Here is a 13,679-nt window from a genome sequence, read left to right as displayed (position 1 = left end):
GTGCTCAACCGTACGAACTCCAACCCATTACTGAGCAGAGGCACGATACGGGCGCGGCCGGCGGGACCGCTGGCACGACCTGACGCGCAACCCGCCGCGCTCCGTACGCGAGGCGGTGGGGGACCTGCCGAGGACGGCCGCGATGTCGACTGGGGCGCCGCCTCCGACCTCCTCGTCCAGGACCACGACGTCCTGATGATGTTCGACGACTCCCTAGACGGCATCGAGGACGGCGGCAACAACGTCAACCAGGCGCTGGGCATGGTCAACCTCGCGCCGCTCGACTGGTTCACTCCCTTCGACCCCGAGCAGGAGGCTTTGAGACAGCCAGGACGCTCCGCAACTCCGTGTCAGCGTTCACGGAATTCCCCACGATCACCATGATCAGCTTCACGCAAGTCCTCACCGGGACTGCCACCACCGGTCCGCCTCGGCGCGAGCCAGTTCGGCGTCGTACTGGCTCGCCTCAAAGTGAAACTCCGGCGGCGGGGCGGCGGGGGCGTACGGAACCTCCCAGTCCGACCATCGAATGACGTCCCCGAAACGCTGCACGACCACGGAGAGAAATCCGCAGCAACCGCCGGTGCACTCGGGTTCGCCCAGCTCCACGCGTCGCGCCTCACTGGTTGCCCGCAGCAGGCTGGGGCGGCCAGCAGGCAGAACATCAGCCGCGAGCGGCCCGCGACCCCCCTCTTCGACTGCCGCTTCGACTACGTCCTCGCCATTGACCCAGAACCGAAGCTGGGCAGCGAACCGAGGCCCCTGCGGCAACACCCTGATCTCCAGCCGATCGAACATCAGGTCACCCTACGTGCCGAGCCTCCGTTGTCCCCATGGCTGATCGCCTGACGTTCGAGGTGGGGAAACCGGTGACCGTCCACCCCCGCGCGCCTGAGAGCGCGATCTCCGTAGCGGCAGCGTGGGGGAATCCCCCGGCTGGATACGGTGACAGGCCCCATCGCGGCGGCCTAACCCTCTTAGGAAAGTAATGGTGTTCGGGACGAATCGGACCGTGGGCTCTGTTGAGGGGGACCGTCTGTGACAGCGGTTGTAGCGCTTTGCGGCGAGTGGGGCAGGGGTGGGCGTACCGTCGCCGCCGCTGTGGGCCGGCAGGTGCACACAGGGAGGGCGGGATGAAGCGAGCAGGTAGGGCGCTGATGACTGCGACGGCGGCGTTGGCGGTGATCGCGGCGTCGTCCGCGGCCGTCTCTGCCACGCCGGAGGAAGCCGAGCGGAGCGGACTGCAGCAAGGGCTGGACGACGTGGTGGCTGTCGGCGCGGTGGGCGCGCTGATGGAGGTGCGTGACGGGCATGGCGTGTGGCGGGGCACCAGCGGGGCCGCCGAACTGGGCGCGACGCGGGCGGTTCCGGACCGGAGCCGTTTCCGGGTGGGCAGCATCACGAAGACGTTCGTCGCCGCCGTCGTGCTGCAACTCGTCGGCGAGGGGCGGCTGCGGCTGGACGACACGGCAGAACAGTGGCTGCCCGGAGTCGTGCCCGACGGACATCGCATCACCGTGCGGCAACTGCTCAATCACACCAGTGGGTTGTACGACTTCAAGCGCACGCTGCCGATGCCACCGGAGCCGGAGTTTCTGGACAACCGTTGGCGGACCTGGACCGCGGCCGAGCAGGTGGAGCGCGCCGTGGCCAACCCGCCGACGTTCGAACCGCCGGGTTCCAAGTACGAGTACTCGAACACCGGATACCTCCTGCTGGGCCAGGTCGTCGAGAAGGTGACCGGCCGCTCGTACGCGGAGGCGATCGAGCGCCGGATCATCCGACCACTGCGGTTGCGCGACACATCTCTGCCGGGGACGTCTCCGTACATACGCGGACCGCATCCGCGCGGCTACGTACCGATCAGGCAGAACGGCGAACCGCGGCTCGTCGACTACACGGAGATGAACCCCTCGGTGATGGGCGCAGGTGGGGAGATGATCTCCACGGCGAAGGATCTCAACCGGTTCGTCGCCGCACTGCTCGGTGGGCGCCTCCTTCCGGGCCACCTGCTCGACGAGATGAAGACACCGGCTGTCGAGGGCCGGAGGTACGGGCTGGGGCTGGCCTGGCAGGACACTTCGTGCGGGGTCCGTGCATACGGCAACGACGGCGATGCCCTGGCGTACCAGGCCTGGACGTTCACCGCGGAGGACCGGCGACGCCAGGTCACGGTCGCACTCACACCCGACTTCCGCGGCGACCCGGACGACGCCGTCGACGCGCTTCTGGACAAGGCCTTCTGCGGCTGACCGGTTGAGGGCTGTGACGGTCAACTCGCCGACGTCACACCGTGTTTCCGACCAACGATCGGACACAAGTCGCCAAGTCGTCGTCCGACACGGCCTCACGAAACCCGGTGGCCGTCCCAGTCACAGCACTCGAATGCCTCCCAGCCGGTCCACCTGACGGACACGCCGCAGGCGTGCGCGGTACGCGCCCGGGCGCTCCTGCTCACACGCACGCAGCTGGCGGAGGACCTCCCGCAGGTTGTGGTCATCGGCGTCGCCGCAGCCCCTCCGGTCGGCATCTGAGGCGACGAGCTGTTGCTCCCGTTCCTTGTTGGCTTCAGGAAGGTAGGGCTGCCTGAAGCTCGTTGACGCGTACAACCAGCTCCTTCGCACCGTCCTGGGGAAGCTGCCGTCGGCGGGGCTGTCGCCGAGGTCACCAGCCTGCTCGCGCCCGGCAACGGCCGACGAGGCTGCCGCGGGTCAGCCTGTCGGGGGAGGCCTCGGCGAATTCCCGTACGCGGGCGGTCGGGCGGCGTAGCTTGCCGGGCATAGCAAAGACTGAACCCCTGGCCCAACTCGTCGACTACGCGGGCATAGGCCAGGGCTGCCTGGTCTGTTCCGACCAGCACGTGACCGCCACCGATACCGAGGCCGTCGCGCACATGGCCGCTCACAGTCCGGCCGAACTCGCCTGGGCACTGCTGCTGTGGGCGGGCCAGACCCAGGCCCTGACCGAGTGGTGTGTCGAACACGAAGGCATCCCGGACGATGCAGCACCTGGGACGAGTACCCGTACGGTGCCCGGGAGGACAGGCCGGAGGAAGCGGACCGGGGCGGGACTGTCACGCTTGTCTTCTCGCCCCGGGCAATGAGTCGACCGCCGCCCTACGTTCAGCACTGCCTATTGCCTGGTGTTACCGCCCGGTCGTGGGCGGCGCCCAGAACCAGAAGTCCTGAACAGAGTCGGCAAGTCAGACGTCGGTAGGCCGACAAGTCAGACGTCGGTAGTTGGTCCGAGGGTGTCCAACCAGACGTCGAAGACGAAACGTGTGTCGTTGGGGCCGCCCTCCAACCACCACGTGCTCACTGTGGCGACGTCGTCGGTGACCTCTTCGATCGTGCACTGGATGCTGGTCGGGCATGGGTAGGTTGAGGTCGACATCAGGTCTCCGCCGAAGTAGGCGCTCTTGCCGACCAGTTGGTGAGGGCGGTCGTAGGCGTCGGCGAACTCCACCAGAACCAGGCCCGGTTGCGGATCGTCGGTGAGCCAGTAGACAGCGGTCGCGGGCAGTTCGCAACCATCACCCTTGCCCAGAATTGGTCCCATGGCCGCATATTACCGACCGGGTGTCGCATAGGGCCACAGGTGGCAGACCGCACGCCACAGCCCGCTCACGCGACGCCCTCCGCAGTGCACTGCACGTCAACACGTGCCTTCGCGATGCTCGCGTCCACCGGCAGCACCTCGGCGTTCGCGATCGACGGGAACAACAGCTTCTTCAACCGGTGCACGGTGAACCCGGCCGGCGGACTACTTCCGCGGGCGACAGGAGTCTCCAGAAGAATCCGCTCACAGCCGTGGCCGACGGCCGGCTCTGGTGCAGATCGGCGCGGCCACCGAGGCGCGTTTGTACCTGCGGCGGTGACCCGAACAGGGCCACGAAGCCCTCCTCGTGGGCCTTGGCCTTGGCCTCGTCCAGGTCCTGGGAGATGACCGTGGCCCTGTCACTGCTGATCCAATGAGCCGACCCCGGCGGTGCTGCCGGTAACCGAAGGATCTGAATCGATACCGGGTATCAGGCCGCGAGGAGCTCCTGCTCGCGGTCCGGCGTGTTGACCTTGGGCTTCTTGTTCGGCAGCGAGAGCCGGAAGACCTTGTGCCACGCGGAGAACACCTGCTTGGGCAGTGGCCCGGTGACGTACTCCAACTCGTACTTTTCGAACAGCGCGCGCACCTTCACCGCGACCTCGGCGTACCGGTTGCTCGGCAGGTCCGGGAACAGGTGGTGCTCGATCTGGTGCGACAGGTTGCCGGTCATGAAGTGCATGGCCTTGCTGCCACTGATGTTCGCCGAGCCCATCATCTGGCGCAGGTACCACTGGCCGCGTGTTTCGCCCTTGATCGACCGGCGCTCGAAGACCTGCACGCCCTCGGGGAAGTGCCCGCACATGATCACCGAGTGGGTCCAGAGGTTGCGGACCAGGTTCGCGGTGAACGTGGCGGCGAGCGTGGGCAGGAACGACGGGCCCGACAACAGCGGGTGGATCACGTAGTCCTTGAGCACCTGCTTGCGGATCTTGCGACCCACGGCCTTGGCCCGCGCGCGGAACTCCGGGTTCTTGCGGCGGCGCCTGTTCAGGTTCTTGCCGAGCTCCAGGTCGTACGCTGCGATGCCGTACTCGAAGAAGCAGGCGTTGATGAAGTTCCACAGCGGCTGGCCGAGGTGGAACGGGTGCCACCGCTGGTCCTCGTCGACCCGCATGATGCCGTAGCCGAGGTCGTTGTCCTTGCCGATCACGTTGGTGTACGTGTGATGCAGCTCGTTGTGCGAGTGCTTCCACTGCTCGGACGGCGAGACGTGATCCCACTCCCAGGTGGTGGAGTGGATCTTCGGGTCGCGCATCCAGTCCCACTGGCCGTGCAGGATGTTGTGGCCGATCTCCATGTTGTCCATGATCTTCGCCACGGACAGCCCGGCGGTGCCGATCAGCCACGCGGGCGGGAAGATCGAGAACAGCAGCACGCCCCTGCTGACCAGCTCGAGCTTGCGCTGCGCCGAGATGACCTTGCGGATGTAGGCGGCGTCCTTCTCGCCGCGGTCGGCGATCACCTCGTCGCGGATCGCGTCGAGCTCGCGGCCGAGCTCCTCGATCTGCTCCGCGGTCAGGTGGGCGGTGGGGTCGATGGCGGTCAAGGTGCTCCTACCGTTCGATGTCGCAGGGGCCCGCCGCGGCGGACACGCAGGTCTGGATGAGTACGCCCGGCTCGGCCTCGGTGATCTCGCCGGTGCGCAGGTCGCGGACGGCGCCCGCCCTGAGCGGCGTGACGCAGCCGAAGCAGATGCCCATGCGGCACCCGGAGGGCATGAGCACGCCGGCCTCCTCGCCGACGTCCAGCAACGGCGTGGCGCCGTCCGCGTCGACGGTCTTGCCGGTGGTGCTGAACGTGACCTCGCCACCGTCGCCGGCGACGACGATGCTGGGGCGGAAGCGTTCGGTGTGCAGGTGCTCTGGGACGCCGTGCTCGCTCCAGTGTTTTTCGGCGGCGTCGAGCAGGCCCGCGGGCCCGCAGGCCCAGGTCTCGCGCTCGGCCCAGTCGGGTACGAGTTCGTCGAGACGGGCGATGTCGAGCATGCCGTCGGTGTCGGTGTGCACCTCGGTGAGCCGCAGTTTCTTGTCCGCGACCAGGGCGTGCAGGTCGTTGCGGAAGATCACGTCCTGCGGCTGTGGCGCGCAGTGGACCATGACGACGTCGTCGAACTCGGTGTCGCGCAGCATGCCCATCACGGGCGTGATGCCGCTGCCGGCCGTCAGGTAGAGCACCTTGGCGGGCTTGGCCTGCGGCAGCACGAAGTCACCGGTCGCCTGGTCGAGCTGGATCAGCGTGCCCGGTTTGGCCCTGCGGACCAGGTGGTTGCTGACCTTGCCGTCCGGGATCGCCTTCACGGTGATCGTGACGCGGCCGTCCCGGCGGTCTGTCGGCGAGGTGAGCGAGTAGGCACGCCACAGGCGCACCCCGTCGACGTCGACACCGATCCGCACGTACTGACCGGCTGTGTGGCCGCGCCAGCCCCGTCCCGGCCTGATCACGATGGTCGCGGCGTCACCCGTCTCGGGGTGCACGGCCTCGATGCGCCCACGCAGGTCAGCGCCCGCACGCAGCGGGCTGACCAGGTCGAGGTAGTCCGACGGCAGCAGCGGCGTCGTGACCATCTCCAGCAGTTTCCACGCCCTGCTGCGGAGGGCTGTACTCGTCATGACTCCAGCTTGCTGCGCCTCAAGGCGTAAAGTCCTGACCGTAGGACGTAAATCTGGTCGACTGAATTGTTCGCAGGGAACAAAAACGTGAGCCATGCAATCAGGAGGGCCAGCGGACTGGCCCTGGATGAGACAACGGTCACCGCACTGCGGGCCGCGCTGAAGACCACCGCCGACGAGGTCGTCGAGGCGATCATCGACGAGGTCCCTCCCTACGCCAACGCCCTTTCGGGCCGCATGGGCGCCACCATCCGCCGAGCCGTCCGCACCGCCCTGGGGCACTACCTGGACCTCGCGAGCGGGAACGCCACGGGCGGCGACGCCGGTGACGCGGCCTACGAACTGGGCCGCGGCGAGGTCCGGGACGGCCGTTCGATGGACGCCCTGCTCAGCGCCTACCGCGTCGGCGCCCGCGTGGCCTGGCGATGCCTGGCAGCGGGTGCCGTGCCCGCGGGTCTGCCCGCCGCCGAGGTCGCCAAGTTCGCCGAGCTGACCTTCGCCTACATCGACGAGCTCTCCGCAGCGAGCGCCGCGGGGCACGCCGACGAGCTGGCCGCCCGGGGCAGGGACCACGAGCGCCACCTGGAACACCTGGCCCGCGACCTCCTCGCCGGCGCGAGCCCGGACGTGCTGCTGGCCTCTGCTCAACGGGCCGGGTGGCAGCCTCCGGTGTCACTGACCGCGGTCCTGCTGCCCGCCGCCCAGGCCCGGCCTGTCTACCGCGCGCTCGACCCGGGCACCCTCGTCCTCGACGATCTGCCGGATTCCACCGGTGTGCTGTTCGTCCCCGATGCCGACCGATCACATCTCGTGCGGCAGCTGACCAACCGCACCGCCGTGGTCGGCCCGGCCCGGCCATGGACTCGTGCGTCCGCCTCGTACGCACGAGCCGTACGCGCCCGCTCCCTCTCCTCTGATATCCGCGACACCGAGGACCACCTGCCCGAGCTGGTGCTGAGCGCCGACGCGGACGCCTTCGCAGACCTGCGTACCCGAGCCCTCGCACCGTTGCGAACCTTGCCCGACGCGACCGCGCGGCGGCTGGAGGAGACGTTGCGGGCCTGGCTGCTGCACCAGGGCAGGCGGGAGGAGGTGGCGGCGGCGCTGTTCGTCCACCCCCAGACCGTCCGGTACCGGATGTCGCAGCTACGGGAGCTGTTTCCGGATCTCGCATCGCCACAGCGGGTCCTTGAACTGACGCTGGCGGTCGGTCTTCGGGGCAGCTGACGCGTACTTCGACCGTCCATGACCGCGTCCGCGTCACCGAGACTGCGTACTGCCGCAACAGCAAGAAACGACTCAGGGAAGGACTGCTGCGAAGTGTCCGACACACCTGAGATCCGGGAAGAGCTGCCCCAGCGCATTGAGGCCCACCGGGCCGCCCTGGCATCCTTACTCGCTGAGCCGAGCCTCGGCACACCCGCAGAGGTCGGCCACCGGGCTGATGTACTGGTCTCGTCCCACGAACTCGGTCCCTGGCACGACGGGCACGGGTAGCAAACTCCCACCCGAACGCGGTCGCCGCCGAACTGAACAGCGGGCCCCGCAAGACGACGCTCGGCCGGGAAACGCCGACCGAGCGCCTGTCTACACTGTTCAAGGCCCAACAGAGCCGGTCGTCGGCTTTCCGTCGACACACGGCAGAACCGCGGCAGGGGGAGCGGTGCGAGTACCTGCGGAGCTGGTCGGCACCCGTGTCACACGCGCGGCCTTCGACCACCAGGTCCGGATCAGCTTCACCGATCATGCCCCAGACGGCCGCATCCGCATCGAGGGCGAGCTCGTCATCGAGACACCGTTCACCCTTACGGACTCCTCGGGCCATCAGGCCCTACTGATGCCAGCCACTGGACCGTCTCTGGCGCCGGTACTCGACCTGTTCGCCAAGTGTGTCACCGAATCCGAGGTCACGGGGCAAGGCACCCTGTCCCTCGGCTTCGACGACGGCACTCGGCTCAGCATCGAGCCAGACCCCGACTACGAGTCGTGGAGCCTCACCGGCTCAGGAATCGATCCCGTCCTAGTTGGCCCAGGTGGCGAAACCGACTGGCACCACTGATCATCGCTGCAACCGACACCGTTGCGGCACTCAACCTGTTGCAACGACCGCTGGAATCCAGCTGGTCGGCCCGACCACGACATTTCGTATTCCGTGGAGTCCCGCTCCGATACCTCGCAGTACAGGGGTACACGGTGATCGGGGCGGCTGGCGCAGCGGTGCGCACGCGCGGGAACGCCCGAGGGGGAGCGGCACATCGCCCCCGGCCCTGTCTCGGCTGCGCAACCAGAACTATCGGTGCGTAGCCGGACGCCGAGGGTGCCCCGCGCGGCTGCGCAGCCACACGAGCAGGCCGATTGCGCACGACGCGAGGCCCGGTGCGCGACGGCCCGCGCCCGGGCTGCGCAGTCGGCAGTACGCACCGATTGCGCGGCCGGATCCGCCCGTCGTTCAACGCGGACTGCGGGCACCCGGTGGCAGCCGGACCGCCGAAGCGGGCGGTCACATTCCGAATCTCCGAGGAGGGCGTCGCGGGTCGCGGCAGCCATCACACGGAACGTTCCGGAGAAAGCTCTGCCGATCGCGGCCAGGCCGGCCTTCGTCGCGGAGTCCTTCCGCTCCGCGGCCTTGTCACCGGCTCTGCGCGGCCATCGTCGACCGGCTGACCGTCAACGGCGCCATCATCCCGACTGGCACCGAGTTTTACCGACTTGCCCGCACCAGCGCTCTGGCTGAGCAGACCGCAGATACGTGATCAATTCAACCGGCGTGGGCAACAGAGTTGACTTGCCGGATGACAGCGGCCTCGATCTGTCCTGGCTCGAAGGCCGCAGCTGCCACACGGAGTTCAGAGTTGAGGGCGTTCCAGACCTCGTCCACGAATTCGTCCAGCCGTCGAGTCGGTCGATCGCGGAGGCCTGGTTGAGCGGGCCGGCAATGGTCCCGATGCGTCGGCGTCCCAGTGACACGAGGTGCCGGACGGCTTCCCTGGCTCCGCCGCGGTTGTCGGCGTCGACGTATGTGTAGCTGTGACTGCGGCGGCCCGAACTGCTGGCCGGGCGACCGCCGAAGATGGCGGGCAGGCCCATGTGCTCGACCATGGCGGGCAACGGGTCGTCGGTGCGCAGTGAGAACAGCAGGGCGCCGTCGACGTGGCCGCCGCCCAGGAAGTTTCCGACGCGCGGATAGTCGTCCGGCTCCTCGATGAACAGAAGCACCGGCTGTGCTCCTTGTTGGACGAGTTCGTGCCGGATGCCTCGCAGGTGGCAGTCGAAGTACGGGTCCACGAAGAGCCGGTTCTGCGGTTCGGTGACCACGACGGCGACCGCGTTGTTGCGGCGGGTGACCAGGCTTCGGGCGGCTTGGTTGGGTACGTAGCCGAGTTCGTCGACGGCCTGACGGATGCGTTCGGCGACCGTGGCTCGCACTCTGGGCTCGCCGTTGATCACCCGAGACACCGTGGACTTCGACACCCCTGCCCTGCGCGCTACGTCCTCAAGTGTGGGGCGATGTCCGTTCGATCGTTCCGTCAACGCCTTCTCCGATGCGCGCAGTTCCCTCGGGCGCTGGACACGTTAGCCGTCGATCACCGGCATCAGCAGGTGAATTCGGCCCGGCTCCGGCCCTGTTCGGCCAAGCCGACCCGGTCCTCCGACGCCGAGAGGATCGTGCCGTTGCCTGCGCCGGCCTCATGCTCCGACCGCTGCACGCTCGCCGAGAAGTCCTGAAAAATTGGCGCGACGTCCGGTCCTGGCGCATTGGACAATCGTCCGGTGCCTGATGAGAAGCATTGCCTTGCCCTTCGCGTTGTCGTTCCTGATCCCACGCAGAGAGGTGAAAACGTGGAGGTTTTGGTGCTGGTTGACGGTAGGGACATCCTGGCCGACGCGTTTGCGGAGGGGCCGGGCGAAGATCCCCGGTACCTCTTGGTGCCGGACGGCCCTCTCACTGCTGCGTCCGAACCGCACGAGGTGCGGCTGGCCGAGGCATCGTGCACCGAAGGCTGCTGCGGCGCTCTGTACGTGACCATCCGGCTCGACGGCGACTACGTGCTCTGGGACGGGTGGCGCAATCCCGACGAGGACGAGGTCGACCTGCCTGCCTTCCGCTTCGAGGCTCAGGAGTACCGAAGAGAAGTCGAACGAGCGACCGCGGACCGCAGCTGGGAATGGCCGGCGTGGACCGTTGCACGGCTGCTGGACAAAGATCTCCAAGCGCGGGCTGACCGGCTCGCAGGGTGGGAATGTGAACTCGGCGCTGTGTCCGCCTGGCCCTGGGAACCGGACCAGGTCAACGTCTTCCTCTTCCATCCAGGCCGCTCCGCATTCAGGGAAGACCAGCCATGGCTGCAGTTCCGGATGACCCTCGCCGTGTCCAGTGACGACCCGGCAGACCAAGCTCAATGCCTCGCTGAGCAACTCGTCGCAGCCGACCCGCGCCAAGCCGCCGAGGTCTGCGGTGGCTCACCAGAGTTCGCCAGGCAACTTGGCTACCCCTGGCCGCAGCGTTGGAGAGCCTGAGCGCAGGAGACACCGCACGTGAGGAGTAAGAAGTCTCCGCCAGCACGGAGCAACCCGAGCCGCTGCCGTACCGGTCCGACGATGTTCCAGGGCGGTCCGCAAGTGCGGGTTGTCGCCGTAGACCTCCTCGCCCGCGACCCAGTGCGCGGGTGCTCCCGCGTCCAAGGCCCGCTCGACCATGCGGGCGGCAAGTTGGGGTTTGGTGGCGAAGGCCAGGCCGTCGGGGATGCCCGCGCTCCGGCAGCGGTCCGGTGCCTCGGTCCACGAGCGCGGCACATACAGGGCTCGGTCGATGGCGGCGTGTCCGCGGGCGGCGGAGTACACGAGATAAACGGCGACCTGGGCGTTCTCGACTCGGCCGGCCGTGCCGGTGTACTGACGCTGGACGCCGACGGTCGCGGTGCCCTTCTTCAAATCGCCCGTCTTGTCGACCACGAGCACCGCCTCGGTGTCGTGCGGGTGCTCGACCACGTAGGCACGTATGTCGTCACGAATCGCGTCGGCGTCCCATTTTGCCCGGTGGAGCAGGTGCTGCATGCCGTCCGGAGTGGCATCGCCCGCGCGCTCGGCCAGGGTCCAGCAGTTCTTCCTCGGCAGGTCCGAGAGCAGCCCGGAGACCAACCGCCGCACCCGGCGACGGGGTTCAACTCGGGAGAACTGGCCGGCGATCCGGCTCATCAGTCCTTCGAATGCCTCCTGCCAGTGGGCAGGCACTACGCCGGCGTCCGAGGCCGCCGCGTGATCATTGGTTGTCCACACAACACCCCATGATCAACGGTGGTCTCGGACGCCACCGAAGTCAGTAGTCGGGCCCCTCGACTCGGTAGCGAACGTCGACACCGGCAACGAACCGCAGCTCACACACGAGCCGACGGGCGCCGTCCGGCGCCAAGCGGTGCGGCGCCAACAGCAGCTCCAGCTCGTCGTAGCGGGCGTCGACCCCGCCGTGGCCCGGATGGCTCTCCTGTCCGACCTCGCCCGCCTCACGGCGCTCATACCACCTGGCGTAGATCGCCCACTGCTCGCGCTCCAGCTCCGCCACCGCCTCGCTTGCGGGCCAGACCTGGTACTCATCGACTTCATGGCTGTGGTCGTAGACGTGCATCTCGAAGTAGTGAGGCTTCCCGTCGATGTCAGCAAGGCCGGCCCACGGTCCGTCGTACCACTCCGATTCGGCGTACACACGCTCGAAGCCGCCCGCGATCAACTGCTCTTCGCCCCAGATCTCAGCCACGCAGGCAGGCTACCGGCGGGCAGCTTCCGTATCCATGATCACGATCTACGGCTGGAGTACTAGCCTCCGGTGTCCGGGGGGCAGCCGGTTTTGGGGTCTTGTTCGGCTTCCTGGTCTGGTAGGTAGCGGGATTGTTCGATCTGGGTGAGGTCGCGGCCTATTGCGCGGCAGATCTTGTTGATCGCCGTGGCGGGGGCTGGTAGGACCGCGTTCCACACGCGTACGGTCTGGTCTGTGCTACCGGTGGTCAGGGTGCGGCCGTCTCCGCTCCACGCGATTGCGTGCACTGTGTCGTTGTGTCCGGAGAGTGTGGCCAGGGTCCCGCCGGTGGCCACGTCCCACAGCTGGACCTGGTTATTGGTGTTGGCGGTGGCCAGGGTGCGGCCGTCTGGGCTGAAGGCCAGTGGGCCGGTGGATCCGGCAAGGCTTCTGAGGAAGCGGCTGCGGGCGCTGCTGTCCCACATCATCACGGTGCTGTTGCCGCCTCCGGCGGCCACCGTGCGGCCATCGGGACTGAACGCCAACGATTCGAGCGGGGCGGTTTGGTCGGTCAGGCTTTTACGGAGGCGGCCGGTGCCTATGTCCCACAGCCGCACCTGGCTTTCGCCGCCTTCCACGGCCAGGATGTGACCGTCCGGGCTGAACGCCAAGGGCCGGTCGCTCGTTGCCGCGATGTCTGGTTCGATTGGGAGGCTTCTGCGGAGGCGGCCGGTGGCGGTGTCCCACAGTTCTGTGCCGCGGTTGACGCTGCTGGTGGCCAGGGTGTTCCCACTCTGATTGAAGGCCATCGAGGAGGCGACACCGAGAAAGGTGGACACGACTCTGCGGAGCTGGCCGGTGCTGGTGTCCCACAGTTCCATGCCGCGGCCGGAGCTGCTGATGGCCAGGGTGCGGCCGTCCGGGCTGAGTGCCAGCGAGTTCACCGCAGTCGTGTGTTTGGGCAGGCTGGCTCGGAGGCGGTCAATGCGGGTGTCCCACAGGCGTACGACCCCGTTTCTGCTGCCGGTGGCCAGGGTGCTGCTGTCCTGACTGACCGCCATGAGCTCCGCATCCCTGAGGCGTCCGGTGTGGATGGCCCGAGGGCTGGCTGCTGTGTCCCACATCCGCACGGTGCCGTCGTCACTGGCGGTGGCCAGCGTGCGGCCGTCCGGACTGAATGCCACCGCGTTAACCGGGCCGGTGTGTCCGGGGAAACTTCTGCGGAGCTGGCCGGTGTCCGCGTCCCGCAGGTGCACCGTGCGATCACTGCTGGTGGTGGCCAGGGTGTGGCCGTCTGGACTGAATGCCACCGACACGAACGGACCGACACGCGCAGGGAGACTTCTGCGGACCCGGCCGGTGTCCGTGTCCCATATCCGTATGGTGCCGTCGTCGCTGCCGGTGGCCAGGGTGCGGCTGTCCGGGCTGAACGCCATTGACAACACTGGCACAGCCGCTTCTGCTCCGGCCGCGTCGGCTCGACGGTGCAGGGACTTGAGATGGCGGCCGGTGTCCGTGTCCCATATCCGTATGGTGCCGTCACGGTCACCGGTGGCCAGGGTGCGGCCGTCCTGGCTGAACGCCAGCGCCATTGACAACACTGGCACAGCCGCTTCTGCTCCGGCCGCGTCGGCTCGACGCTGCAGGGACTTGAGATGGCGGCCGGTGTCCGTGTCCCATATCCGTATGGTGCCGTCACGGTCACCGGTGGCCAGGGTGCGGCCGTCCTGGCTGAACGC

At 67.8% G+C, this 13,679-nt stretch carries 12 protein-coding genes and 3 pseudogenes; 7 read left to right on the top strand and 8 right to left on the bottom strand.

What is annotated here, in order from left to right; translation table 11 throughout:
* Positions 1 to 384, top strand: a complete 384-nt coding sequence (locus tag ACIBEI_RS31880) for a hypothetical protein (RefSeq protein ID WP_398893674.1) — start codon at positions 1 to 3, stop codon at positions 382 to 384.
* An 18-nt stretch (positions 385 to 402) separates the two neighbouring features.
* Here ACIBEI_RS31880 and ACIBEI_RS31875 read toward each other — a convergent pair whose 3' ends face one another.
* Entirely contained in the window at positions 403 to 798 is a 396-nt protein-coding gene (locus ACIBEI_RS31875; protein ID WP_398893673.1) for a hypothetical protein, read from the bottom strand.
* A gap of 335 nt (positions 799 to 1,133) precedes the next feature.
* Here ACIBEI_RS31875 and ACIBEI_RS31870 point away from each other — a divergent pair, with 335 nt between their 5' ends.
* Complete coding sequence (locus ACIBEI_RS31870) at positions 1,134 to 2,252, top strand: serine hydrolase domain-containing protein (RefSeq protein ID WP_398893672.1); 1,119 nt, start codon at positions 1,134 to 1,136, stop codon at positions 2,250 to 2,252.
* A gap of 973 nt (positions 2,253 to 3,225) precedes the next feature.
* Here the strand turns inward: ACIBEI_RS31870 and ACIBEI_RS31865 are convergent.
* The 3 genes from ACIBEI_RS31865 to ACIBEI_RS31855 all read right to left on the bottom strand — a co-directional run bounded on the left by ACIBEI_RS31865 (position 3,226) and on the right by ACIBEI_RS31855 (position 6,209).
* Positions 3,226 to 3,558 carry a hypothetical protein gene (locus ACIBEI_RS31865; protein WP_398893671.1) on the bottom strand — a complete coding sequence of 111 codons (333 nt, stop codon included), beginning with the start codon at positions 3,556 to 3,558 and terminating at the stop codon, positions 3,226 to 3,228.
* 469 nt (positions 3,559 to 4,027) lie between these two features.
* Positions 4,028 to 5,146, bottom strand: coding sequence for a fatty acid desaturase family protein (locus tag ACIBEI_RS31860; protein WP_398893670.1), 1,119 nt, complete (start codon positions 5,144 to 5,146; stop codon positions 4,028 to 4,030).
* Positions 5,147 to 5,153: 7 nt separating this feature from the next.
* On the bottom strand, positions 5,154 to 6,209 hold the full coding sequence (locus ACIBEI_RS31855) for a ferredoxin reductase (protein WP_398893669.1): 1,056 nt from the start codon (positions 6,207 to 6,209) through the stop codon (positions 5,154 to 5,156).
* 87 nt (positions 6,210 to 6,296) lie between these two features.
* Between ACIBEI_RS31855 and ACIBEI_RS31850 the strand changes: the two genes are divergently transcribed.
* From ACIBEI_RS31850 to ACIBEI_RS31835, 4 genes and pseudogenes are all read left to right on the top strand, one after another.
* The gene (locus ACIBEI_RS31850; RefSeq protein ID WP_398893668.1) at positions 6,297 to 7,436 is read left to right on the top strand and encodes a PucR family transcriptional regulator; all 1,140 of its coding nucleotides are present in this window, start codon (positions 6,297 to 6,299) and stop codon (positions 7,434 to 7,436) included.
* A 93-nt stretch (positions 7,437 to 7,529) separates the two neighbouring features.
* Positions 7,530 to 7,706 (top strand): hypothetical protein, encoded by a 177-nt coding sequence (locus tag ACIBEI_RS31845; protein WP_398893667.1) that lies wholly within the window; start codon positions 7,530 to 7,532, stop codon positions 7,704 to 7,706.
* 166 nt (positions 7,707 to 7,872) lie between these two features.
* Complete coding sequence (locus ACIBEI_RS31840; protein WP_398893666.1) at positions 7,873 to 8,268, top strand: DUF6188 family protein; 396 nt, start codon at positions 7,873 to 7,875, stop codon at positions 8,266 to 8,268.
* A 574-nt stretch (positions 8,269 to 8,842) separates the two neighbouring features.
* Positions 8,843 to 8,962, top strand: a pseudogene (locus ACIBEI_RS31835) (AAA family ATPase); the annotation flags it as partial.
* A 70-nt stretch (positions 8,963 to 9,032) separates the two neighbouring features.
* Here ACIBEI_RS31835 and ACIBEI_RS31830 read toward each other — a convergent pair.
* Positions 9,033 to 9,740: pseudogene (locus ACIBEI_RS31830) on the bottom strand (LacI family DNA-binding transcriptional regulator); the annotation flags it as partial.
* A gap of 240 nt (positions 9,741 to 9,980) precedes the next feature.
* On the opposite strand from ACIBEI_RS31830, the gene ACIBEI_RS31825 reads away from it, so the two are divergent.
* On the top strand, positions 9,981 to 10,727 hold the full coding sequence (locus ACIBEI_RS31825) for a hypothetical protein (RefSeq protein WP_398893665.1): 747 nt from the start codon (positions 9,981 to 9,983) through the stop codon (positions 10,725 to 10,727).
* Positions 10,728 to 10,784: 57 nt separating this feature from the next.
* Here the strand turns inward: ACIBEI_RS31825 and ACIBEI_RS31820 are convergent.
* The 3 genes and pseudogenes from ACIBEI_RS31820 to ACIBEI_RS31810 all read right to left on the bottom strand — a co-directional run.
* Positions 10,785 to 11,405, bottom strand: a pseudogene (locus ACIBEI_RS31820) (IS701 family transposase); the annotation flags it as partial.
* A gap of 121 nt (positions 11,406 to 11,526) precedes the next feature.
* Complete coding sequence (locus ACIBEI_RS31815) at positions 11,527 to 11,961, bottom strand: hypothetical protein (RefSeq protein ID WP_398893664.1); 435 nt, start codon at positions 11,959 to 11,961, stop codon at positions 11,527 to 11,529.
* A gap of 59 nt (positions 11,962 to 12,020) precedes the next feature.
* Positions 12,021 to 13,679, bottom strand: a 1,659-nt coding sequence (locus ACIBEI_RS31810; protein ID WP_398893663.1) for a PQQ-binding-like beta-propeller repeat protein, incomplete at its 5' end; no start/stop codon positions are given.

Origin of the sequence: Streptomyces sp. NPDC050988 (genome assembly GCF_044456225.1) — a bacterium.
Taxonomy (GTDB): domain Bacteria; phylum Actinomycetota; class Actinomycetes; order Streptomycetales; family Streptomycetaceae; genus Streptomyces.
The sequence above is the reverse complement of the archived record's forward strand: the minus strand, read 5'-3'. Positions and strand labels throughout refer to the sequence as shown.